The following is a 21,894-nucleotide window of genomic DNA, read 5'->3' on the forward strand; positions in this document are numbered from 1 at the left end:
TTTGAGAAATGATTGTCAGGTGAACTCATGAAGTTTTACAGGGCCTGTCGCACCATCTTCGTATATTTATCCTTCCGTTTTACAACCAATAATAATTGCTGAAAAGCTTGACATGCTGATAGATAAATTTGGAAGAAATATTAATTATTTGAGAATTGCCGTTACCGACCGCTGTAATCTACGTTGCAATTATTGCATGCCGGAAAACCAGCAGTTCGTGGAGCGTGAGCAATTATTAACCTACGAGGAGATAATACGCCTGGTATCGTTATTAAGTGAGAATGGCGTCAATAAAGTTCGCGTGACAGGTGGTGAACCTTTTGTGCGGAAAGACATTTCTTCCTTATTGAAAAGCCTGGGGGGCATTGAAAATGTAAAACAATTATCAATCACTACAAATGGCGTCCTCACTTTCTCGCACATTGCAGATCTTATGGCTGCAGGGATAAAAAACGTGAACCTCAGCCTGGATACTCTTAAACGCGATAAGTTCCAGCAATTAACACACAGGGACGACTTTCTGAAAGTACTCAACTCCTTTCATGCATTACTGGCCAATGATTTCAACGTAAAACTGAACATGGTTGTAATGCGGAGTAATGTGAATGAAATAGTGGATTTTGTTGAGCTTACAAAGGCCTTACCACTGAGCGTACGGTTCATTGAAGAAATGCCTTTTAATGGTCAGGGCCATGCATACTCAGGCATTGAATGGAACTATACAAGGATCATCTCCCACATCGAAACAAAATACAAGCTACTTAAGGAACAAGATCCTGCTAATGCGATAGCGGTCCATTATAAACCGGAAGGTCATATGGGCAGCATAGCCGTTATTCCTGCCTTTTCACGCACTTTATGCGGCTCCTGCAACAGATTAAGAATTACAGCGACAGGTGGGTTGAGAACTTGTCTGTATGGCAATGAGGTTTTGAATGTAAGGGACTTAATGCGCAATGGTGCAAGCGACACAACGCTGATAGAAGAAATTCAAAATGCCGTTTACAACAAGCCGATGGATGGTTTTACTGCAGCGGCTTCTGCAAAAATAAAAGTACCGGAAAGTATGTCGCTGATAGGAGGGTAGCGGGGCAGGAATTAGAAATTAGGAGGTAGGAATTAGTTGGGCGTAGAAGTTCAACAGGAAATTACCACTCATCAAATTCCTAATTTCTAAACTCTAATTCCTGGAATAAAAAAACCCTTCCGTTTGGGAAGGGCTACTACTTTGTAGACACAAAGCGGTCCTAAATTAAACATGAGAAAAAGCAGCTGTAGGGGGAGGACTCGAACCTCCACGGGGACGTTAGCTGTAGCACAAAGTTTTAGTGGTCAACCCCGGTCGGCCATACGCGTGGTATCGTCGGCTCTATGCTATGTTTATCCGTGCTTCCCCACCCCCGAGACAAGAGGGTATGTCTGCCAAAAATTTCATCACCCCACAATATTTACCAAAGAATACAATAGATTTGCAATTTTTAAATAAAATTCAAATATTGGAATAGTTTCTTTGATATTTTAATGAGCTGTAGGAGAAGGACTCGAACCTCCACGAGGCAATTAGTCTAGCTGAAAGCGTTGATTTGTCTTGTTTTCCTCACCCCCGAGACAAGAGGGCATGTCTGCCGAAAATTTCATCATCCCACAGTGTGTTAAAGAACTTTCTGATGCAATATTAAATAAAAACCTCGATTTGATGTATAATATTTAATAAAAAATTTGAAACTTTAGATAAAATGTAATTATATTTGTAATAATTTGATATTATTTAATAAACATGTAGAAAATGGCAACTAAATTAAATCTTGATAAACTGGATTATCAGATAATTCAGGAAATGATGGAAAATGCGGAAATATCATACGCAGATCTCGGTAAAAAGTTTTTTGTGTCCGCGGGTACTATACACGTGCGCATCAAAAAATTACAGGAAGCAGGTGTAGTTAAAGGTACAAAATTGAATGTGGATTTAAAACAGCTCGGTTATGATGTGATTGCATTCATCGGTGTGTATCTTGAAAAGAGTTCTTTGTACGACATCGTTGCGGAGGAACTTCGTAAGATTCCTCAGATCGTTCGTTTGAATTACACAACCGGCAACTATTCTATGTTTGGTGAAGTAGTATGTAAAGACATTACAGAGCTTCGACAAATTCTTCACGATGATCTTCAAAAAATAAAAGGCATAGAAAGAACAGAAACATTTATCTCTCTTGATGAAAGCTTTGGCAGAAATGTACAGGTGTATAAAACTAAATAGTTAACCACCTACAACATTTTTCTGCATGCTATATTAACACGATTGCATTGCGAAAAAAGTAAAATGGCCGACGGTATGTCGGCCATTTTGTATTTGAGAGAATGGCACACAGATGACACGGATTAGACGGATTTACACTGATCTTTTTTCGAATTTTTAAAACTACTTTTCGGCAGCTCGAGGTGAAGATTTTTAAGGGCTGTTCAAGTTATTAACAAAAGATCCGTGTAAATCCGTCTAATCCGTGTCATCTGTGTGCCATTTCCCTCACTTCACGTTCAACGCATCTCTCAAGCCATTTCCGAGTAAGTTAAATGCCAGTACCAGCAGCATAATGGCAAAGCCCGGAGCCAATGCCAGCATCGGATTGTGGGTAATAATGAAGTTGTAGTTTTCTTTTATCATCAATCCCCAGCTTGGTTGTGGAGGTTGTACACCTACACCAAGAAAACTTAAACCCGCTTCGATAACTATTGCAGAGGCGAAATTCGATGCAGCAACAACCAGAATCGGCCCCCAGATATTTGGCAAAATGTGTTTAAAAATGATGCGCATGTTTGTAAAGCCTAAAGCTCTTCCTGCTTCCACATATTCCAGTTCACGAACACTCATCACCTGTCCGCGCACCATGCGTGCCACATTGATCCACATGGTTAACCCAACCGCAATAAATACCTGCCAGAACCCTTTTCCTAAAAGCAGTGTAATGGCAAATACCAGCAAAAGTGTGGGAATGCTCCAAAGAACATTCACAAACCACATTACAATATCATCTACCCATCCACGATAGTAGCCAGCAACAGCTCCCGCAACAATACCGATAGATAGTGAAATGATAACTGCAATCAATCCAACACCGAGGCTTACCCGTATGCCAATGATCAGACGGCTCAGTATGTCGCGACCGAATTTGTCTGTACCAAGCAGGAATTTTCTCGTCACAAAATTTGATTCAATGGGTTGGGACAGATTATTTTTTGCAACAGATATATCTTCCGATACGCCCTCATCTATGTATTTTTTATACACGATACTATCTGCATGTTCTGTGTAAGAAACTACAGGAACATAGTCGACATTATCTTCTTTACCAAAGAAGAAACGATCGAAAATGTTTTTCTTTTCAATGTATCGGTGATTGTTAAGCAGAATAAAGTTTTGTTTAAAACCAGGCTTTTGACCAGCAATTTCAACCACCATCCTATTGCCATAAGGGGAACTGTCAGGCGCAATTATATATGCGAAAATGGCAATGAATACAGCTGCCGCGATAATAACCAGTCCAAAAACAGCGCCTTTGTTTTTGCGCAGTCTTTTCCATGCAATGTTTTGTAAAGAGTCGTTTGCGGACATGCATTCAAGATAGGCAAAATAATAACTGAATAATTGAATTATTGAATAATTGATAAAAGTGGCGATTTCAATTATTCAGTTATTCAATGATTCAAGCATTTACTTCACTACTCTTCCCTTCCACTCATATTTGCCGAACTTGCCCAGAAATCCTGCAATTACAGTGTACACAATATGTACGGGCTGCAGCGGAAGAAAATAGAACATCAATTTATTTAGTGAAAAGAAATTTGCCACGTGGCTTACAAATGCATATTCGATAATTGTTTTGGTGAGGATCAGCAGTATAAAATAGGATAGAAACGCAATATTGAAAACAGTGTACAAAAGCGTAAGCAGTAAAAACAAGTTTAGAAAGTAAACAAGAAACAACACTTTCGTAATGCGTTTATCATCGTATTTATCGGCCTTGCTTGCCCATCGTATCCGTTGATTAAAAAACTCCTTCCATGATGTTGCAGGTTGTGTAGAAACAATTGCTTCCTGTGATTTCAGAAAAAAGAATTTGTCAGGATAAACCGTTACGATCTTATGCATCAACAACATGTCATCGCCGCTTGCAATATTGTCTACGTTTTTAAAACCATTTACTTCGTAAAATACACGCTTTAAATAGGCGAGGTTAGCACCGTTGCACATGGAGTGGAACCTGCGATGCACGGATGCCCCAGTAATTCCTTGCAGAATTAAAAAGTCCAGTGATTGAAAAAAAGAAAGCAAGCCGGTCTTTAATATGATCTTAACCGGCGCGGCAATCAATACAGCATCTGTTTTTGCCTGATAGGCGGCAATGCTTCGCAACCAGTTTGCACCGGCAAAACAATCGGCATCAGTCGTCACAATCAGATCGCCGGAAGACTGCGAAATGGCAACTTCAATCGCCTTTTTTTTGTAAGAATTCAAGCCTGCCTCTACGTGGTCCGCAAGGTTGATGAGCCTTACATTTTGATTGGAAAAACTTCGAATAATGTTTTCAGTGTTATCTGTTGAATGATCATTTACTACAATCACCTCAAAAAGTTGTGCGGGATAATTTTGCGCAATAATAGATTGAAGGCATAAGCCGATGTTTTGCTCTTCGTTTCTCGCCGGAATGATCACTGATATTTTTATAGAAGGGATGAAGCTCTCAACATCAGCCTCGCCAAAAGAAGGCAGCATTCTCCAGCCCTTATCATAAAAGGCGATGAGAAAAGCATAGAGTATCAGTAAAGCCAGACTTGCAAAAAACAATATCATGAGACAAATGTAAGAGCAATTGGGAATTAAGAATTAGGAATTAAGAATTAAGAATTCTTCAAGTGCTACGTTGTTGATTTTGTTTTAACATCATAATATTAACAATTTTAGTCTTTACATTTCGTCGGTTGGTATCACACAAAGCATTCTTAATTCCTAATTCTTAATTGTGCAGCTGCGCTGTCAAAGCCTCCACATACTGTTCGCGCAGCAAATGATGTCCGGAATTTATAACCGTTAGTTTGCAAAGGCTGCCCATCGATTGACAAAAAGTAGTAGCGTGCCTTTGTAAAATAAGATGATCAAATTTGCCAAATACAAGCCTTACAGGTATTTGATTATCGGTGGCATATTGAATGATCTTATTGAAATCAGGTCGTGACTTTCTGAAACAGGTCCAGCGGGCATATAATTGTTCTGCCAGTTCTTTTTCTTCCAGGTAATGCCTGGCTAGTTTCAATACACTGAGATTGATGATCCTGAAGGTGTACAGAAATTTCGCCAACTGCAATATCCACGCGGGATGGTGCACTGTAAAGCGAAACAGCCTGTTTCCTAAATATGTTTGCGTAGCCAGCCAATACCAAAAGTTGTTGGTGAACCCATCCGGGGCAAGCAAAATAAGTTTCTCAATTTTCTGCGGCATGTGTTCAAACAATGACAACGCAATTCTTCCTCCCATGCTATAGCCGAGCAACGTAAACCGTGTGGTGGATATATTTTCCTGTTGTAAAATGCGGGCAATTATTTCTTCCCAATCATTTCCCCCAATACCAGCAGTGGCAGATTCATTCCAGTTCGTTTTTCCATGAAACGGCATGTCGATGCAAACAGACGTGTAGTCATTAACGAGAGCTTTGCAAAAAATGTCAAACGTGTCAGCGTCCTCATCGTACCCATGCAGGCAGATCAATAACTTTTTGCCGCTGCCACTAATGGTATAATTGATTTGTGATGATAGGTATGATACGGTTTTTGAGAGCAAGTTTTGACTTATAAGTTATGAGTTATGAGTAATGGGTGCGAAACTCAGTGCATCCGTAATAACGCAGCAACTTACTACATATTACTTGAAAAGTAGGCGACAAAACTCAAAACTCATTAGTCCCGCCTGAATGACAAGTCGGGCAGGCAAAACTCATCGCTCAATTTCTGTTTTTCCCCATTTCCCTATTACTTTGCACAATGGCAGGATTATACAGAAATAAGATCATCATTATTACCGCGCCGTCTGGTGCGGGAAAAACTTCGATCACTCATTATTTGCTTCATAAATACCCTCAGCTGGCATTTTCAATATCAGCTGCGACACGTAGTGCCCGTGGACTGGAAAAAAATGGAGTTGATTATTATTTCCTGAAACTGGAAGATTTCCAACACAAGATCCGCCAGAATGAATTTGTAGAGTGGGAAATGGTGTATGAAGGAAAATACTATGGCACACTCAAAAGCGAACTGGAGCGCATTTGGGCAAATGACCAGATCCCCATGCTGGACATAGACGTAAAAGGAGCCATTCACGTGCAGCAACAATACCCGCAAACTTCACTATCGCTTTTTATAGAACCGCCGGGAGTGGCAGAGCTAAGGCGCCGCCTCGAAAGCCGCGGAACGGAAACGGAAGAAAGCCTGCAGGCAAGAGTTAACAAGGCTTCTTATGAAATTTCGTTCAAACATCATTTTAACCATGTGATTCTGAATGACAAACTGGAAAAAGCTTGCCACGAGGCCGCCGGAATCATTGAAAAATTTCTCGAAATACGATAATATAACATGATAAAGTTTAATTTTTATTACATTCGTAATGCATGATTAACCTGTACACCTTTATCTGGATCATAGTATCAATTTTACTCACTGGTTTTTTTGTGGGTATTAATATTGCCTTTGTAAATCTTAACAGGCTTTCAGTTGAGCTTAGAAAGAAGCAAGGGAAGACTGGCGGAAAAATAATCTCGGCCTATTTTGACCATCCCGTTCAATTTATTGGCGCTACGCTTATTGGTCTTAACATTTCCCTTGTTGTATACGGCGTTTTGATTGGTGAAATGCTTGATCCCTGGTGGAACATGCTTATCATTAAAGAGCATATTCCCGGCAACTACGTCAACTTTGTAAGATTGCTTTGCGAAACGTTGGTATCAACGATAATCATCGTTCTTTTGGGAAGCTTTCTTCCTTATGCAGTATGGAGATCAAAAAATGAAATGCTGCTTTCTGGCTTCGTGTCGCGGATCGTTCAATTTTTCTACTCTTTATTGAGTCCGCTTGTAAATTTCTTCATTTACATATCTGAGTGGATATTGAAATACCTCTTCAACATACGTGTAGATGAGCGAAAAGAAGCGTTTGTGCGTGCTGACCTCGATTATTTTTTCCAGCACAATGGCGAGCAGGACATGGAATCCACGGATCTAAATACGGAGCTTTTTGAGAATGCATTATCGCTGCCCAATATTAAAGTGCGTCAATGTTTAGTGCCGCGTAAAGAAATTGAAGGCGTGGATGCCAAGTTGTCCATTGGCGAGCTGAAAAAGAAATTCATATCCACCAAACTGAGCAAACTGGTAGTTTACGAAGAGAATATTGATCACATTGTCGGTTATGTACATCAGTTGGATCTTTTTAAAAAGCCGCAAGACATCAAATCTATTTTGCACCCAATACCTGCCGTTCCACAGAGCATGAGTGTAAGCGATCTCATTAATAAGTTTACGTTGGAGCGAAAAAGTATTGCCTGGGTGGTAGATGAGTTTGGCGGTACTGCCGGTATTGTTACCATGGAGGACTTGTTGGAAGAAATATTCGGCGACATTCGCGACGAGTATGATACAGAGGAATTTGAGGAAAAGAAACTCAGCGATGAAGAATATATTTTGTCTGGCAGACTGGAACTTGACTACCTCAACGAAAAATACGGGCTTGAATTTCCTGAGAAAGAATCTGAAACGCTTTCCGGATACATTATTCAGCAGCATGAAACCATTCCAAAAGCCAAGGATAGAATTATCATAGGCAACTATGAGTTCGACGTCATGTCTGTAAGCGACACCCGCATAGAGATGGTTAAAATGAAAGTTCTAAATAGTTGAAAATTGAAAGTTGAAAGTTGAAAATGAATGACTTACTGTCGGGTTCCTCAATTTTCAACTTTCAATTTTCAACTCTCAATTAACTCATTAACATCTCATTTTCAACTTTCAACTTTCAACTCTCAATTTTCAACTACTTTTGCCCCGCTTTCTGAAAACTTATGGCACTTAACTTTTTAAATAGGAATAACAGCGGCAGCAATGCGGAAATGTCATTTATTGACCACATTGAAGCTTTACGTGGGCATCTGTTCCGCGCATTGCTTGCTGTACTCATAGGCTCCGTAATTGCGTACTGGAAAATGGATTTCTTTTTTGACCAGATCATCATGGGGCCGGCACACAAGGAATTCATTACTTATCGCTGGCTCTGCGAAACCAGTCACGCGCTGCACATGGGTAATGCCATGTGTCTGGAAGACATCAACATAAAGCTTATTAGCACAGAAATGAGCAGCCAGTTTTTGATGAGCTTCACCATTGCATTCGTAATAGGTTTTGTGTTAGCGTTTCCATACATTTTTTGGGAGTTCTGGCGCTTTGTAAAACCTGCCCTTACTGAGAAAGAAGTAAGCAAAACAAGGGGTGTGGTGTTTTGGGTATCATTGCTTTTCTTCCTGGGCATTGCTTTCGGTTATTACTTAATGGCGCCATACAGCGTAAACTTTTTCGCTGCGTATACATTGAGCCCGTTGATTCAAAATACATTCATGATCAGCGACTACATAGATAATATCGTGTCGCTTGTATTGGGCTGTGGCATTGTGTTTCAGCTACCATTGGTGGTTTACTTTCTTGCGAAAGTGGGTATCGTTACGCCGTCTTTCCTGCGCACTTACCGTAAATATGCAGTAGTGGTTATCTTGTTGATTGCGGCTGTTATTACGCCTCCGGATATCGTGAGTATGACAATTGCTTCATTGCCATTGCTGTTCCTGTACGAAGTAAGTATTTGGATAGCCGCAAGAGTAATTAAAGAAAAGAAGAAGAAAGACGCGGAAGAGTGGGGATAGAGAAAGTTGTGAGTTATAAGTCAATGAAATTTCAAATTTCAAATCTAAAATTTCGAGTTGCTTATGTCATTTAATTTATCACTTCCAATAGCAATCGGCTGCGATCACGCCGGTTATGAATACAAAGCAGCCCTTGTTAAGTGGCTGGAAGAAAAAGGTTATTCCGTTAAAAACTTCGGTACAGATTCTCCGGATTCTGTTGACTATCCTGACTTCGCGCATCCTACAGCAAGCAGTGTAGAGAAAGGCGAAACCGCGTTTGGCATCTTGCTTTGCGGCAGTGCCAACGGAGTAGCGATCACCGCAAACAAACATCAAAACATTCGAGCGGGTTTATGCTGGGAAAATGAAGTGGCGAGCCTGGTGCGTAAACACAACGATGCAAACATGATTTGCATTCCTGCAAGATTTGTAGCCCTTGATCTTGCAAAAGAAATGATCGAAACATTTATCAATACTGAATTTGAAGGCGGCAGACACGCGAACAGAGTAGGCAAGATTGCATGCGCTTAAAATAGTTTTGCGAAAAATAGAAAGCCTGATAGATTTTATACTCTATCAGGCTTTTTTGTGTTTGTTAGTTTGTGAAGTATTAGAGAATAAAGCGAAAACCAACTCCGATATTGCTTAGGAACGTGTTGTTACTGAAAGCTGTTCCAATGGAAAAATCGTGGCCCTTCAGCTTTTTATCAGAAGATTCATAAGTTGTGTTCGAGGCCGAATAACTGGCATATACCAAATTATTCAGAGACAGCTCGACGAACATTTTTTTGAAAACTTTATATGCGATACCCGGAGCAATAGAAACGCCACCTCCATTTTGCACTACCTTATAGCTATCTGCTTTGTTGATATTGTAGTCATACTTCTGGTTCGAATAAGAATAGATTGCATTTGCCTGACCAAAGAAATAGAAATCCTTAGCTAGCTTTTTATAATCTCTATAAAAGAAGCCAATATTGTATCGATTGGTTTTTTGACTACTGGTATCATAGCCTGGATTTGCAGGGGTGGCAATCTGTTTTGAAGAACTAAAGCCAAGGCTGATTCCCACGACTTTATTTTCTTTAATTGCTTTTCCAAATGATAAAGAAATACCGCCGGCGTTATAACTATTGCTTGAATAGTTGGAGCTGTTTTTATAGTCGCCAAAGTTAACGTCTCCACCCAACAGAACAGAACCCTTATTAATTTGTGCATTTGCAGTAACGGCAAAAAGAGTCACAAGACACGAGAATAGAATTTTTGTCATAGAATTCACTTTTTAAAGGTTTGCGAAAATAATTTTCATCACCATTCAATGAATGAAAAGTTTATGAATGGTGTGATGAGAATCTAAGACCACTTGAAAATATTAATTGCTGCGTTCGAGTTGTTAAGATAACGCCAATGTATAGCTGTATTGCTTTTGAAGCGGAGCGGTTGGGTTGAAAAGAGTTCTATGAAACGTATTAATACTTATGACGTGGAAATGAAAATAGGTGTTTATCCGGTTTGAGACGTATGATGAACACATGATGTAAACGACAACAAAAAGTGTGGGTTTAAGAATTTGTAAGGCGTAAAGAGTCAACAATATCTTTGGAATTGTAAATTTCTGCTACGTCTGCCAAGTTGCCGATTTTAAAAATAAAAGGTTGGGCTAATTTTTGTTCAACATACAATCTGAATTCTTTTTGATATTCAAATTCTAGTGGTTTTTCGAATAGAGTAATTTCTCTATCAACCTTGTCTTTATCATAGTAGTTAACAAAATTATGGTTGAACTTGACTTTTAATTCTTTAAGTTTTTCCTCGATGAGAAATAAAAATTGGGGGTTGTCTTTGATTAATAAGCAATGGGAGCCAAATTTCTTAATTTTCTCGTCGATCTTAAAGTCATTTGGGTTCGCCCAGCCATGAGATGAAATACAATAGAGACTAAAGATGTTTCCTACAACTGTCTCATATGCTTCTCTAACTTGTAATGATAGATAATTCCCTTTAAAGTTTAAGGATTGAATTTCAAATTGTCCTGCGGGATAGTTTTTTATTCTTTTTATGCCTTCGTAGCTGTCACCTCTTAATCCGTCATCCTCTAATTTTCTAAAATATTCTATTGAATTCATAAAAATTGTTCCATTTTGATACAAGTCCCTAATGTGCTTTTCTTGTCCAAACTTTAAAAACATTTTTATTAAGTGGGTTGTCATTACGAAAAACTTTGGTTTTACTGTGTTCGAAAATTTGCAATTACCATTCTTGAATTGGAGATGTGATGGAAACCGTGTTAAGTCTGCAAAACAAATGTGCTGCATGAAAAACGAAGTACCCAACACTGCGTTGTGGGCTGTTATTTGTTCTCGTGAATCTTATGGCATTTCAGAATAGTTTCGAGAACTTCATATAGTGCTGATGAATTTATATATCCATTATAGGGTTTGTCATAATCTGTTTCCTGGCCATGCAAAACCAGGTCTCTGTTTTCTTTAAACCTACGCCTTAAAAAATCGAGTCTTGTTTTTAAATTAATGAATACCTCTTCAAATGGTTTCGGAAGGTCGACAAGTGGGTCATTGTAATTAATGCTTTTATAATGGCTTGTCAACAGTGCCAGTCTCGTTTTTGAAATTTTAATTTCCTCTTTCCAAGGAATTTTTCTTAGAAAAGCGTCAAGAGAATTGTATTTGTCTGAATGTACATTGACATCTAGATTTTGTTTAGAAACAAGATATTGGCCTAATTGACGGGTAAGTCCTTCAATGCTTGTTAAAAGTAAAAGATTAAAAGCTTTATTGATATTTTTGTCGTAGCATTTAAAAGCCTCATCAATAGTGTTTAGGTGTGACCTATATATCTGGAAAATCTTTGGATTGTTTTTTAAAAGTTGATTGATTTGTGATTTTTTTGATGGCGTTCTTTTTCCAAGTTCTTCAACTTTCAGGTTTCCTCCCGCAATTTGCATTGCCTCATAAATTGTCAAATCTGGAATCCAGTAAACATCGGTCAAAATTACTCCATAGTATGAGTTGAGCGTCAGTAAGGTTATATCGGGTTCAAAAACGTTTCGGCTGAATGGTAAAAATGAACTTGTAATTCTTCTGCAATAATTTTCAATTTTCTTTCTATCCAATTCATTAATTAATTCTTCGGTGTAATTGACTAAATTTTCGATACACTCTTTCGCTTTAGCCTTTTTCCAATGACTAATGTTCCTATGTGAGAGGCCTGGCATTTCGACTAATTGATGAACAATAATTCCACAAACATCTATGTAGTGCTTAAGCGAAGTTTCTCTTTCCAAGCATTTTCGTTGGAAATCGTTTTGAGGGCTTTTGTCAAAAATCTCAATCTTTAGTGCGTCAAGTAATTGTCCTACTGTAAGTGAATGCTGTGTCATTTCATAGTGGCTTCACATTGGCGATATGGCGACAACGGAATTGTTAAAGTTGAATAAAAGCATTAGATTGGAAAAACCAAAGATGCGTTGCATCAACCCTTTTCGCCAACGCCTTCACCCACAACGGATTTACATTCAAACGTCCATAATAATTTCTTTAACACCATTGCCTGTGTTGTGTGTATTAATATCCGCTCTGTTATTTAAACAACAATCTACATTCCTGAATTGCTAAAGTATCGGTTGCACCTAAAGTTGAAATGACATTTTCGTTAAACTCATTTTGCAGCATTCCGGTTGCCAGATAGTTCCCATTTGTTGGGTGTTTTACTATTTTATAAGCTAGCCAACAAAGTTCAAAGTTTGAATAATTTCCATAGCCTATTGATGTCGCATATTCGAAGCCGCTGGTTGGCATGCCTGGAGGACCCTTTACTTCTTGAGCAGGATGCTTCATTATGCTTCTCACTATGTTCCTCATTACGTTATCTGAATATGGAAAACCAATTTGTGATTTGAGAATAAATTGATCTCCAGATTTTGTAACATCGTACTTTACATAGTCCGAAGTGGAAAACATTGCGGTGTCACTGGATAAAAAATCGATATAGTCGGTATTAGGAGTTATCTGATTAGCGGCTATTATCTGAAAGTTTGAATTATCACCAATAAAGCTATTGATTACCGAAGAAGATTTTATCTCAGACTTGTTTGTAAATAAACGCACATTCTGTTTACTCGAAATTTCGGTTACGTAAAGCCTCTGTGGATAGTTAACTACTACTTCGGATTGTTTTTTACAAGAAAGCGATAAAATAACAATCGCGAAAACTATATATTTCATAATCGACGGGTTGGGTTATATGCTGTAGCACACAACGTTTACGAATGACGATGTGGCAACAATAGGGTTATTAAAGTTGAATAAAAGCACCGAAACTAAACTGAAAGAACTGGATGAGTGTGATCCACCCACTTCGCCAGCGCCTTCACCCACAGCGGATTTACATTCAGGCAAGGAATCATTGTAAACGACTCGCCACCAGCTTCCATGAAAATTTCTTTACCGCCCATGGCAATCTCTTCCAATGTTTCAAGACAATCGCTAACAAAGGCAGGACAAACAACGAGCACTTTTTTAATTCCTTCTTTGGGCAGCTCTGACAGACGCACTGCAGTGTAAGGTTTTAGCCATTCGCTTCTTCCCAGTCTCGATTGAAAAGACAAACTGAATTTATCTTTTGGCAAGCCTAATTTTTCTGCCACCAACTGAGTGGTGCGCGTGCACTGGTGTTTGTAACATTGTTTGTGTGCGGGAGAATCTACATTACAGCAATCTGCCACTTGAAGGCAATGGTGACCAGTGATGTCACCTTTTAAAATGTGTCTTTCAGGCACACCGTGATAGCTGAACAAGATCTGATCATAGTCTTGCTGCAGGAAAGGCTTCATACTTTCTGCAAGGGCATTGATATAATCTTCGTTGTTATAGTAAGGCGGAATGATCGTAAGCTTGAAAGGATATTTATGTTTCGCATGAATTTCCTTTGCATACTCAACAGCGGTTTCATAACTGCTCATGGCATAATGCGGATACAAAGGAACGGCAACCACTTCTTCAATATCTGGTATTTGCTTAAGCAAGCTATCGAATGCTGCTTTAGGTGAAGGATTGCCATAACGCATGGCAATTTCAACAGGTTCGTCAACCTGTTCCTGCAATGCTTCCTGCAAATGTTTGCTAATTACGATCAGGGGTGAACCTTCTTTCGTCCAAACTGTTTGATAAGCATGAGCAGATTTTGCGGCCCTGAAAGGAACGATCATACCACGTACCAACAGTAGCCTTAGCAGGTAAGGACTGTCGATCACTCTTTCATCCATCAAAAACTCGTTCAGGTATTTCTTTACATCTTTAACCTCAGTAGAGTCCGGAGAACCCAAATTCATTAGAACAATGCCGCGTTTGGTAGTTGCCTTCATAGTTTGCAAAATTAGAATCGCTTTTTCAGTTACCTAACAATTGTAAAAAATATTATTTCGCAAATTAGGTATTAAGAACTTTAAAAATATGACGAGCAATTCATACACGGAAAACTTCAATTAGTACACGCAGGTTGCATCCTGATTAAAATCATCTTTTAAAATGACACTACAATGACACGATAATTCTACATTTCGGGCACCCTCTGTTAATTTTGTCCCAACGTTCCTCTAAAGAATAAACTGTTCATGCAGGCACAAAGCACCAAAAGTATATCGGATTTTTATGTAATTGGCATCAATTACCGCAAAACAGATGCGGCAATTCGTGGCAATTTTGCAGTTAATACCGATCAATACTCCGAAATCCTTACAAAGGCCGGCGATTTTGCACTAGACGAGTTATTTGTTCTTTCCACTTGCAACAGAACTGAAATTTATGGTTTTGCTGGATGTGCCGATCAAATGATCGCCCTGTTGTGTACCGTTACCGCTGGAGACATCAGCACTTTCAAAAATCTTGCTTACATCAAGAACGGACAAACCGCTGTTGAGCACGTCTACAGCGTGGCTGCAGGGCTTGATTCACAAATTTTGGGCGACTATGAAATTGTTGGTCAGCTAAAAAATGCCGTGAAACATGCCCGTGAGAAAGGTTTTATCGGCTCTTTCCTGGAAAGAGTAGTGAACTCGGCCCTACAGGCTTCCAAAGGCATCAAGAATCAAACACAAATTAGCGGCGGCACTGTTTCTGTATCATTCGCTGCTATCCAATACATCAAGGAATTTTATCCATCAATCCTTGGTAAAAAAATATTATTGCTCGGAACAGGCAAAATAGGCAAAAACACCTGCAAAAACCTTATCGACTACCTGGATACGCACAACATTACGCTGATTAACAGAACGCAAGAGAAAGCTGATGCTCTTGCAAAAGAATTAGGATTGGCTTCTGCGCCATTGAGCGACTTGAAAGAAAACATTGAAGCGGCAGAAATCATTTTGGTAGCAACGAATTCTCCTAAGCCAACAATATTAAAATCGCATCTTGAAAATACAGGCGATAAACTGATCATCGATCTTTCTATCCCTTACAATGTTGAAGCAACCGCCGCCGAGCTGGAAAACGTTCAACTCGTGAATGTTGATGAACTTTCGAAACTGAAAGACGAAACGCTTCAAAAAAGAGAAGCGGAAGTACCAAGAGCGAAAGAGATCATCGCAGAACACATTGAAGAACTTATGGAATGGTACGCTTTAAGAAAACATGTTCCATTCCTGAAATCTTTGAAAACAAGATTGAAATCCATTCATTCATGCAATCTATATCTGCAAGCCGCACATGGTTATATCCCTGCAGAAACGGAGGACGATAGAATTCAAAAAGTTATCAATGGAATGGCTTTGAAAATGCGCCAGCAAAACCAATACGGTTGCCAGTACCTCGAAGCGCTTAACGATTACATGGAATACAGCAAGGCCAACTAAAATATCATGCACAGAACATTACGAATCGGAACAAGGGAAAGTCAGTTAGCAGTTTGGCAAGCTACACAAGTACAACAGCTACTACAGCAAAACGGTTACACCGCAGAACTGGTTTACATAAAAAGTGAAGGCGATATTGACCTTCAAACTCCACTGTATGCCATGGGCGTGCAGGGTGTTTTTACAAGAAGCCTCGACATTGCATTGCTCAGCAACAAAATAGATATAGCGGTTCACTCCATGAAAGACGTGCCGACACAATTACCTGAAGGCATCGTGCAATCAGCCGTTTTAAAACGTGCTTCTTACAAAGATCTGTTCGTGCACAAAGGAGATTTTGACGCAAAAATTTCCGATCCCCAATCACAAGTAATCATCGCAACGAGCAGCATTCGCAGAAAGGCGCAGTGGCTGCATCGTTATCCAACTCATACAATAGAAAACCTCCGCGGAAACGTAAACACACGTTTGCAAAAAGTGGCCGACAGCAACTGGACGGGCGCTATTTTCGCAGCGGCAGGTTTGGAAAGAATTAATCTTCGCCCGGAAAATTCATTTGAACTCGACTGGATGCTTCCTGCACCAGCACAAGGTGCCATCATGGTGGTTTGCCGCAACAACGACAGAGAATCATGGGAGGCTTGCAGAAATTTCAATGACGAGGACACAGCACTGTGCGTGAAGATTGAAAGAGATTTCCTGAAAACCTTAATGGGCGGTTGCTCCACACCAATCAGCGCGTTGGCACAAATTGAAAATGGCAAAGTTGTTTTCAAAGGAAATATTGTTGCCACCGATGGAAGCGCCAAAGTAGAAGTGGAAAAACAAGCAACTGTTGACAATGCTGACCTTGGCGTAACTGCTGCCGAAGAAATCCTGAAAAAAGGCGCGGCAGACATCGTTGCAAGGCTGGGAATCAGAAGTTAGAAATTAGAAAATAGAATTCGCGTGCAAACAGTCTTGAGGCCACACAGAATGAATTCTTAATTCCTGATTCTTAATTGAAACTCACCCTATAATTATTCATTATTAATTATTAATTGCTAAATAGTAATGTTACAAAACGACCTGATCATTAGAGCACTTCGCGGAGAAAAGACAGAAAGAACACCAGTTTGGATGATGCGCCAGGCAGGACGCTATTTGCCTGAATACATGGCACTGCGTGCAAAATATGGTTTCTTCGAACGTTGCCAAACTCCTGAACTGGCCGCCGAAATAACATTGCAACCGGTAGACATCGTGGGCGTTGATGCCGCTATTTTGTTTTCAGACATTCTTGTGGTACCACAAGCAATGGGCCTGGAAGTAGAATTGATCGAAAGCAAAGGTCCTAATTTGCCTGAGCCTATTAAAACTACTGCCGATCTTAAACGTGTTCGTGTACCGGAAGTGGAAGAAACGTTGGGCTATGTGTTTGATGCGATCAAACTGATCAAACAACAATTGAATGGCCGCGTTCCCTTGATTGGTTTTGCCGGTGCGCCGTGGACCTTGCTTTGCTACATGGTGCAGGGAAAAGGCTCCAAGACTTTTGATGAGGCAAAAATGTTCTGTTATACACAACCCGGACTTGCACATCAATTGTTGCAAATGATCACCGATACAACCATCGCTTACCTGAAAGGGCAAGTGAAAGCCGGTGCAGATGTTGTACAAATATTCGACAGCTGGGGTGGTTTGTTGAGCCCTGCAGACTTTGAAAACTTCTCTCTTAAATATATTCGCCAGATTGTAGCTGCATTGAAAGACGAAGTGCCTACCATCATCTTCGCAAAAGGTGCATGGCATTCACTGGAAGGTATGGCTGCTACAGGCGCACATGGTCTTGGTATTGACTGGTGCATTACACCGCAACTTGCCAGGCAAATGGCCGGCAACAACGTAACCCTGCAGGGAAATTTCGATCCCGCTAAATTAATGTCTCCTATTCCTGTAATCGAGAAAGAAGTAAAAGAGATGCTTAAAGGCTTTGGTCCGGGCAGACATATTGCTAACCTCGGTCACGGTATTTTGCCAAACATTCCGGTGGATCACGCGAGAGCGTTTGTGGATACGGTGAAAGGGTTCACTTGGTAGAAGAAAATAACTGAATAACTGAATAATTGAATAATTGAATGTTCATGTGCGAGAAGTCTTTCTGACTTTCAAGCACTCAGTTATTCAGTTATTCAGTTATTCAATTATTCAGCAGCTCCGCCGCCGGGCATGCCTTTAGTGTTCACCTCACTAAAATCAGCTACAATGGAAATGAAATTTTTGCGAGTACTTCTGGTTTTTGCATTTAGCATTACACTAGTTACTTCAAAGGCGCAATCTCCGGCAATTCCTGTGCTGGACACGATTTTGGCAAACTATGAGTATCCGTTTGCCGTACATTATATCTCGCTCGAAATTCAAAAAGAAAGGCTGCGAATGGCATACATGGACGTGCAGCCAGATAAGGCGAACGGACACGTTGTTGTGCTTTTGCATGGAAAAAATTTCAGCGGGGCTTACTGGAGAGAAACCGCCAAAGCATTAACAGCAAAGGGCTACAGAGTGATAATGCCGGATCAGATTGGATTTGGAAAATCTTCAAAACCCCATGCCATTCAATACACTTTTCAGTTGCTGGCGCAGAACACGAAAGCTATTTTAGATACGCTTGGCATTAAAAAAGTTTGTGTGCTCGGACATTCGATGGGTGGAATGGTAGCTACAAGATTTGCATTGATGTATCCGGAAATGGTGGAGAAATTTATACTGGAAGATCCTATTGGCCTGGAAGACTGGAAGGTAAAAGTGCCTTATCAATCTGTTGAAAAATGGTATGCGAATGAGATGAAGCAGAACTACGATTCGGTGAAAAAATACCAGATGCAAAGTTATTATCATGGCACGTGGAAACCGGAATATGACGAATGGGTTATTATTCCCGCCGGCTGGACGAAGAACCCCAATTATTCAATAGTAGCGTGGAATTCCGCCCTTACTTACGATATGATCTTCACTCAACCGGTTTGCTATGAATTTCAAAACATAAAGGCACCAACATTGCTGATCATTGGCTTGCTGGATAAAACCGCTTTAGGTAAAAATCTTGTGAGCGAGGACGTTAGAAAAACACTCGGCAACTACTCCGAACTTGGCAAAATAACCCAACAAAAGATATCAAGCTCGAAGCTCGTAGAACTCGAAGGTGTAGGACATTTACCGCATATCGAAGCGTTCGAGAGGTTTATCGAGCCGTTACTGGAGTTTTTGAAATGACTGAATAACTGAGTAACTGAATAACTGAATGTTCATATTCGGGAAGTCTTTTTGACTTTCAAACGCTCAGTTATTCAGTTACTCAGTTATTCAATTATTCAGTCTCTCTTCCGTCATTTTTTTGTCAGCGATTTGGAAACTGATGCAGATCAGTCGTAATCTTGCACATCAATTTCAGCTTTGTCTAAAACTCATATATGGCCACTTCAACAACAGTAACAGGACTTGCGGAAAATCAGGTGAAGGAAACCTGGATCAACTTTATCCATCAGCTGCAGGATCACATTTGCAAAGCATTGGAAGCGGTTGATGGCAAGGCTGTTTTTGTTGAAGACAAATGGGAAAGACCTGAAGGCGGTGGCGGCAGAACCCGCGTAATCGCCAATGGTAACGTGTTTGAAAAAGGCGGCGTGAACACCTCTGTTGTTTTTGGAGAAGTAACGGACATCATGCGCAAGCAATTGAGAATTGAAGGAGAGAAATGGTTTGCCTGCGGCCTTTCTTTGGTGATCCATCCAATTAGTCCATTTGTACCTACTGTTCATTGCAATTACAGAATGTTTGAGTTGTATGACAAAGACGACAATGTAGTTGACAGATGGTTTGGTGGCGGTACCGACCTTACTCCCTACTATTTATTCGAGGAAGACGCCAAGCATTTTCACAAAACATACAAAGATGTGTGCGACGACTATGACATACATTTTTACAAGAACTTCAAAAAAGAATGTGATGATTACTTTGTGAATTATCACCGCAATAATGAAAGAAGAGGCATTGGAGGCATCTTCTACGATCATCAAAAAGCATCAGCAGAAAAGGATGTAGCCTTCTGGGTGAACTTTGGAAAGAGTTGTGGTTATGCATTTACACAGGCATACATTCCAATCGTAGAAAAAAGAAAAGATCTTCCATATACTGCAGAGCAAAAGCACTGGCAGGAAATAAGAAGAGGGCGCTATGTAGAGTTCAATCTTGTGCATGACAGAGGCACCATCTTTGGCCTTAAAACAAATGGCCGCATAGAAAGCATTTTAATGAGCCTTCCGCCAACAGTTAGATTTGAATACAACTATCAACCAGTGGCCGGAAGCGAAGAAGATAAGTTGTTGCAAGCATGCTTGCAGCCCAGAGACTGGGTGTAGGCGAGATGCGCGAAGTTTGGCTCTGCAAGGCTTGTAGCCTTGCAGCACGATTGTCTCGCCTTTGGCGATAAAATGTTGCCGGAGGCAACAGAATATAGCTGCGAGGCTAGAAGCCTCGCAGAGCAAAAAACGAAATCAGAAAATTAGACCAATATGTATTTAGTCCGCAGAAACAGAATCTTAAGAACAAACGCATCGATCAGAAATTTAGTAGCGGAAACTACTTTGACGCCGAACGATTTTATTGCGCCACTTTTTGTAGATGAGGGAGAAGGAGTAGAAGTGGAAATTGCATCAATGTCAAACTACTACAGAAGAAGCATTGATCTTACAACTAAAGAAGTAAAAGAGCTTTGGAGCCTTGGTATAAAGAGCGTGTTGTTGTTCATCAAATGTAAAGATGAATTAAAAGATAACACTGGTAAAGAAGCATGGAACCCCGATGGTTTAATGCAAAGAACGATCAAAGCAATCAAGAATGCCATTCCTGAAATGATTGTAATGACAGATGTTGCGCTTGATCCATATTCTATCTACGGCCATGACGGTATTGTTGAAAATGGCGAGATCGTAAATGACCCAACCGTTGAGGCTTTGGCAAAAATGAGTCTTAGTCATGCTCAGGCAGGCGCAGATTTTGTAGCACCAAGTGACATGATGGATGGCCGCATTGGCATTATCAGAAAAATTCTGGAACATCATGACTACACTAAAACAGGCATCATGAGTTACAGTGCAAAATATGCTTCATGTTTCTATGGTCCCTTCCGCGATGCGCTGGACAGTGCGCCGGGATTTGGTGATAAGAAAACGTACCAAATGGATTACGCCAACAGAAAAGAAGCGATCAGAGAAACAATGATCGATATTGAAGAAGGCGCCGATATTGTAATGGTAAAACCGGCGATGGCCTATCTTGATATTATTCGCGAAATCAAAAATGCAGTTGACGTTCCGGTAAGCGCTTATCATGTAAGTGGTGAATACGCAATGATCAAAGCTGCGGCAGAACGCGGCTGGTTGAATGAAGAGAAAGCCATTCTGGAAAGCTTAACTTCTATCAAAAGAGCCGGTGCCGATTTGATCGCAACGTATTTTGCGAAAGACGCGGCGAAGCTGTTGAATAAGTAGTGAGTTTTGAGTTATGAGTGAAATGTAGGTCACCATTACTGATCAATGTCAGAAAACCAATTTTTGAAAACCATTACATTGCGTCAACTGTAATATAGAATCAGCTTTTTGAGTTGTAAACCCCAACTCAAAACTCCCGCCTGATGACAAGTCGGGCAAGCATTACTCAAAACTCAAAACTTTCTTTATGTTCATCATCGAATTAACTTACAACGTTCCGCCTGCTCAAATTGACGCCGCCTTAGCGCCACATATGGCTTACCTTGAAAAGTATTATGAATCGGGTCATTTTTTTGCCTCAGGCAGAAAGGAGCCTCGCGATGGTGGCGTTATACTGGCGCTCGCTTCTTCAAGAAAAGAGATCGAGAAGATCGTAGCAGAAGATCCGTTTTATCAAAATAAAATGGCCACGTATCGCATCATCGAATTCAAGGCAACAAGGAAAACGAAAAAGTTTGCTATGATTGATGCCGATGATTACCTGCATTAATTTTCAACTTGTGCTGCGGCGCCTGTTAATTATTCTTTATTAATTATTAATTGTTTTTCGGGAAGCTCA

Annotated in this window: 21 protein-coding genes; 13 read left to right on the plus strand and 8 right to left on the minus strand. The window is 40.2% G+C overall.

The window, feature by feature from the left end; all coding sequences use genetic code 11:
* Positions 1-112: 112 nt before the first annotated feature.
* Both moaA and KTO63_RS11635 read left to right on the plus strand, forming a co-directional pair.
* Positions 113-1,087 (plus strand): GTP 3',8-cyclase MoaA, encoded by a 975-nt coding sequence (gene moaA / locus KTO63_RS11630; protein ID WP_217791458.1) that lies wholly within the window; start codon positions 113-115, stop codon positions 1,085-1,087.
* A gap of 699 nt (positions 1,088-1,786) precedes the next feature.
* On the plus strand, positions 1,787-2,260 hold the full coding sequence (locus tag KTO63_RS11635) for an Lrp/AsnC ligand binding domain-containing protein (protein WP_217791459.1): 474 nt from the start codon (positions 1,787-1,789) through the stop codon (positions 2,258-2,260).
* Between the two features lie 267 nt (positions 2,261-2,527).
* On the opposite strand, the gene KTO63_RS11640 is transcribed toward KTO63_RS11635, so the two are convergent.
* From KTO63_RS11640 to KTO63_RS11650, 3 genes are all read right to left on the minus strand, one after another.
* Positions 2,528-3,613: an ABC transporter permease gene (locus KTO63_RS11640; RefSeq protein ID WP_217791460.1), complete on the minus strand. Its 1,086-nt coding sequence runs from the start codon at positions 3,611-3,613 to the stop codon at positions 2,528-2,530.
* Between the two features lie 99 nt (positions 3,614-3,712).
* Positions 3,713-4,852, minus strand: coding sequence for a glycosyltransferase (locus tag KTO63_RS11645; protein ID WP_217791461.1), 1,140 nt, complete (start codon positions 4,850-4,852; stop codon positions 3,713-3,715).
* Between the two features lie 163 nt (positions 4,853-5,015).
* Positions 5,016-5,837 carry an alpha/beta fold hydrolase gene (locus KTO63_RS11650; RefSeq protein ID WP_217791462.1) on the minus strand — a complete coding sequence of 274 codons (822 nt, stop codon included), beginning with the start codon at positions 5,835-5,837 and terminating at the stop codon, positions 5,016-5,018.
* Between the two features lie 200 nt (positions 5,838-6,037).
* Here KTO63_RS11650 and gmk point away from each other — a divergent pair, with 200 nt between their 5' ends.
* The 4 genes from gmk to rpiB all read left to right on the plus strand — a co-directional run bounded on the left by gmk (position 6,038) and on the right by rpiB (position 9,470).
* On the plus strand, positions 6,038-6,619 hold the full coding sequence (gene gmk, locus KTO63_RS11655; RefSeq protein ID WP_217791463.1) for a guanylate kinase: 582 nt from the start codon (positions 6,038-6,040) through the stop codon (positions 6,617-6,619).
* 41 nt (positions 6,620-6,660) lie between these two features.
* The gene (locus tag KTO63_RS11660; protein WP_217791464.1) at positions 6,661-7,944 is read left to right on the plus strand and encodes a hemolysin family protein; all 1,284 of its coding nucleotides are present in this window, start codon (positions 6,661-6,663) and stop codon (positions 7,942-7,944) included.
* Between the two features lie 161 nt (positions 7,945-8,105).
* Entirely contained in the window at positions 8,106-8,957 is an 852-nt protein-coding gene (gene tatC / locus KTO63_RS11665; RefSeq protein ID WP_217791465.1) for a twin-arginine translocase subunit TatC, read from the plus strand.
* A gap of 63 nt (positions 8,958-9,020) precedes the next feature.
* Positions 9,021-9,470, plus strand: a complete 450-nt coding sequence (gene rpiB / locus KTO63_RS11670) for a ribose 5-phosphate isomerase B (RefSeq protein ID WP_217791466.1) — start codon at positions 9,021-9,023, stop codon at positions 9,468-9,470.
* A gap of 79 nt (positions 9,471-9,549) precedes the next feature.
* Here the strand turns inward: rpiB and KTO63_RS11675 are convergent, their stop codons facing one another.
* From KTO63_RS11675 to hemH, 5 genes are all read right to left on the minus strand, one after another.
* Positions 9,550-10,209, minus strand: coding sequence for a hypothetical protein (locus tag KTO63_RS11675; protein ID WP_217791467.1), 660 nt, complete (start codon positions 10,207-10,209; stop codon positions 9,550-9,552).
* A 292-nt stretch (positions 10,210-10,501) separates the two neighbouring features.
* Positions 10,502-11,149, minus strand: a complete 648-nt coding sequence (locus tag KTO63_RS11680; RefSeq protein WP_217791468.1) for a hypothetical protein — start codon at positions 11,147-11,149, stop codon at positions 10,502-10,504.
* A 140-nt stretch (positions 11,150-11,289) separates the two neighbouring features.
* A complete protein-coding gene (locus KTO63_RS11685) occupies positions 11,290-12,336 on the minus strand; it encodes a hypothetical protein (protein ID WP_217791469.1) in 1,047 nt (348 codons plus the stop codon).
* 199 nt (positions 12,337-12,535) lie between these two features.
* Complete coding sequence (locus KTO63_RS11690) at positions 12,536-13,180, minus strand: hypothetical protein (RefSeq protein WP_217791470.1); 645 nt, start codon at positions 13,178-13,180, stop codon at positions 12,536-12,538.
* A gap of 95 nt (positions 13,181-13,275) precedes the next feature.
* Complete coding sequence (hemH, locus tag KTO63_RS11695; RefSeq protein ID WP_217791471.1) at positions 13,276-14,319, minus strand: ferrochelatase; 1,044 nt, start codon at positions 14,317-14,319, stop codon at positions 13,276-13,278.
* A 249-nt stretch (positions 14,320-14,568) separates the two neighbouring features.
* On the opposite strand from hemH, the gene hemA reads away from it, so the two are divergent.
* The 7 genes from hemA (at position 14,569) to KTO63_RS11730 (ending at position 21,825) form a co-directional block, all read left to right on the plus strand.
* Positions 14,569-15,807, plus strand: a complete 1,239-nt coding sequence (hemA, locus tag KTO63_RS11700) for a glutamyl-tRNA reductase (RefSeq protein ID WP_217791472.1) — start codon at positions 14,569-14,571, stop codon at positions 15,805-15,807.
* A 6-nt stretch (positions 15,808-15,813) separates the two neighbouring features.
* Positions 15,814-16,734, plus strand: a complete 921-nt coding sequence (gene hemC, locus KTO63_RS11705; RefSeq protein ID WP_217791473.1) for a hydroxymethylbilane synthase — start codon at positions 15,814-15,816, stop codon at positions 16,732-16,734.
* Positions 16,735-16,860: 126 nt separating this feature from the next.
* Entirely contained in the window at positions 16,861-17,886 is a 1,026-nt protein-coding gene (hemE, locus tag KTO63_RS11710) for a uroporphyrinogen decarboxylase (RefSeq protein ID WP_217791474.1), read from the plus strand.
* 165 nt (positions 17,887-18,051) lie between these two features.
* The gene (locus KTO63_RS11715) at positions 18,052-19,059 is read left to right on the plus strand and encodes an alpha/beta fold hydrolase (RefSeq protein WP_217791475.1); all 1,008 of its coding nucleotides are present in this window, start codon (positions 18,052-18,054) and stop codon (positions 19,057-19,059) included.
* 197 nt (positions 19,060-19,256) lie between these two features.
* Complete coding sequence (hemF, locus tag KTO63_RS11720) at positions 19,257-20,204, plus strand: oxygen-dependent coproporphyrinogen oxidase (RefSeq protein ID WP_217791476.1); 948 nt, start codon at positions 19,257-19,259, stop codon at positions 20,202-20,204.
* A gap of 153 nt (positions 20,205-20,357) precedes the next feature.
* The gene (gene hemB / locus KTO63_RS11725) at positions 20,358-21,335 is read left to right on the plus strand and encodes a porphobilinogen synthase (protein WP_217791477.1); all 978 of its coding nucleotides are present in this window, start codon (positions 20,358-20,360) and stop codon (positions 21,333-21,335) included.
* A 187-nt stretch (positions 21,336-21,522) separates the two neighbouring features.
* A complete protein-coding gene (locus KTO63_RS11730) occupies positions 21,523-21,825 on the plus strand; it encodes a YciI family protein (protein ID WP_217791478.1) in 303 nt (100 codons plus the stop codon).
* Positions 21,826-21,894 lie beyond the last annotated feature (69 nt).

Source organism: Pinibacter aurantiacus (assembly GCF_019130065.1).
GTDB classification, from domain to species: Bacteria; Bacteroidota; Bacteroidia; order Chitinophagales; family Chitinophagaceae; genus Pinibacter; species Pinibacter aurantiacus.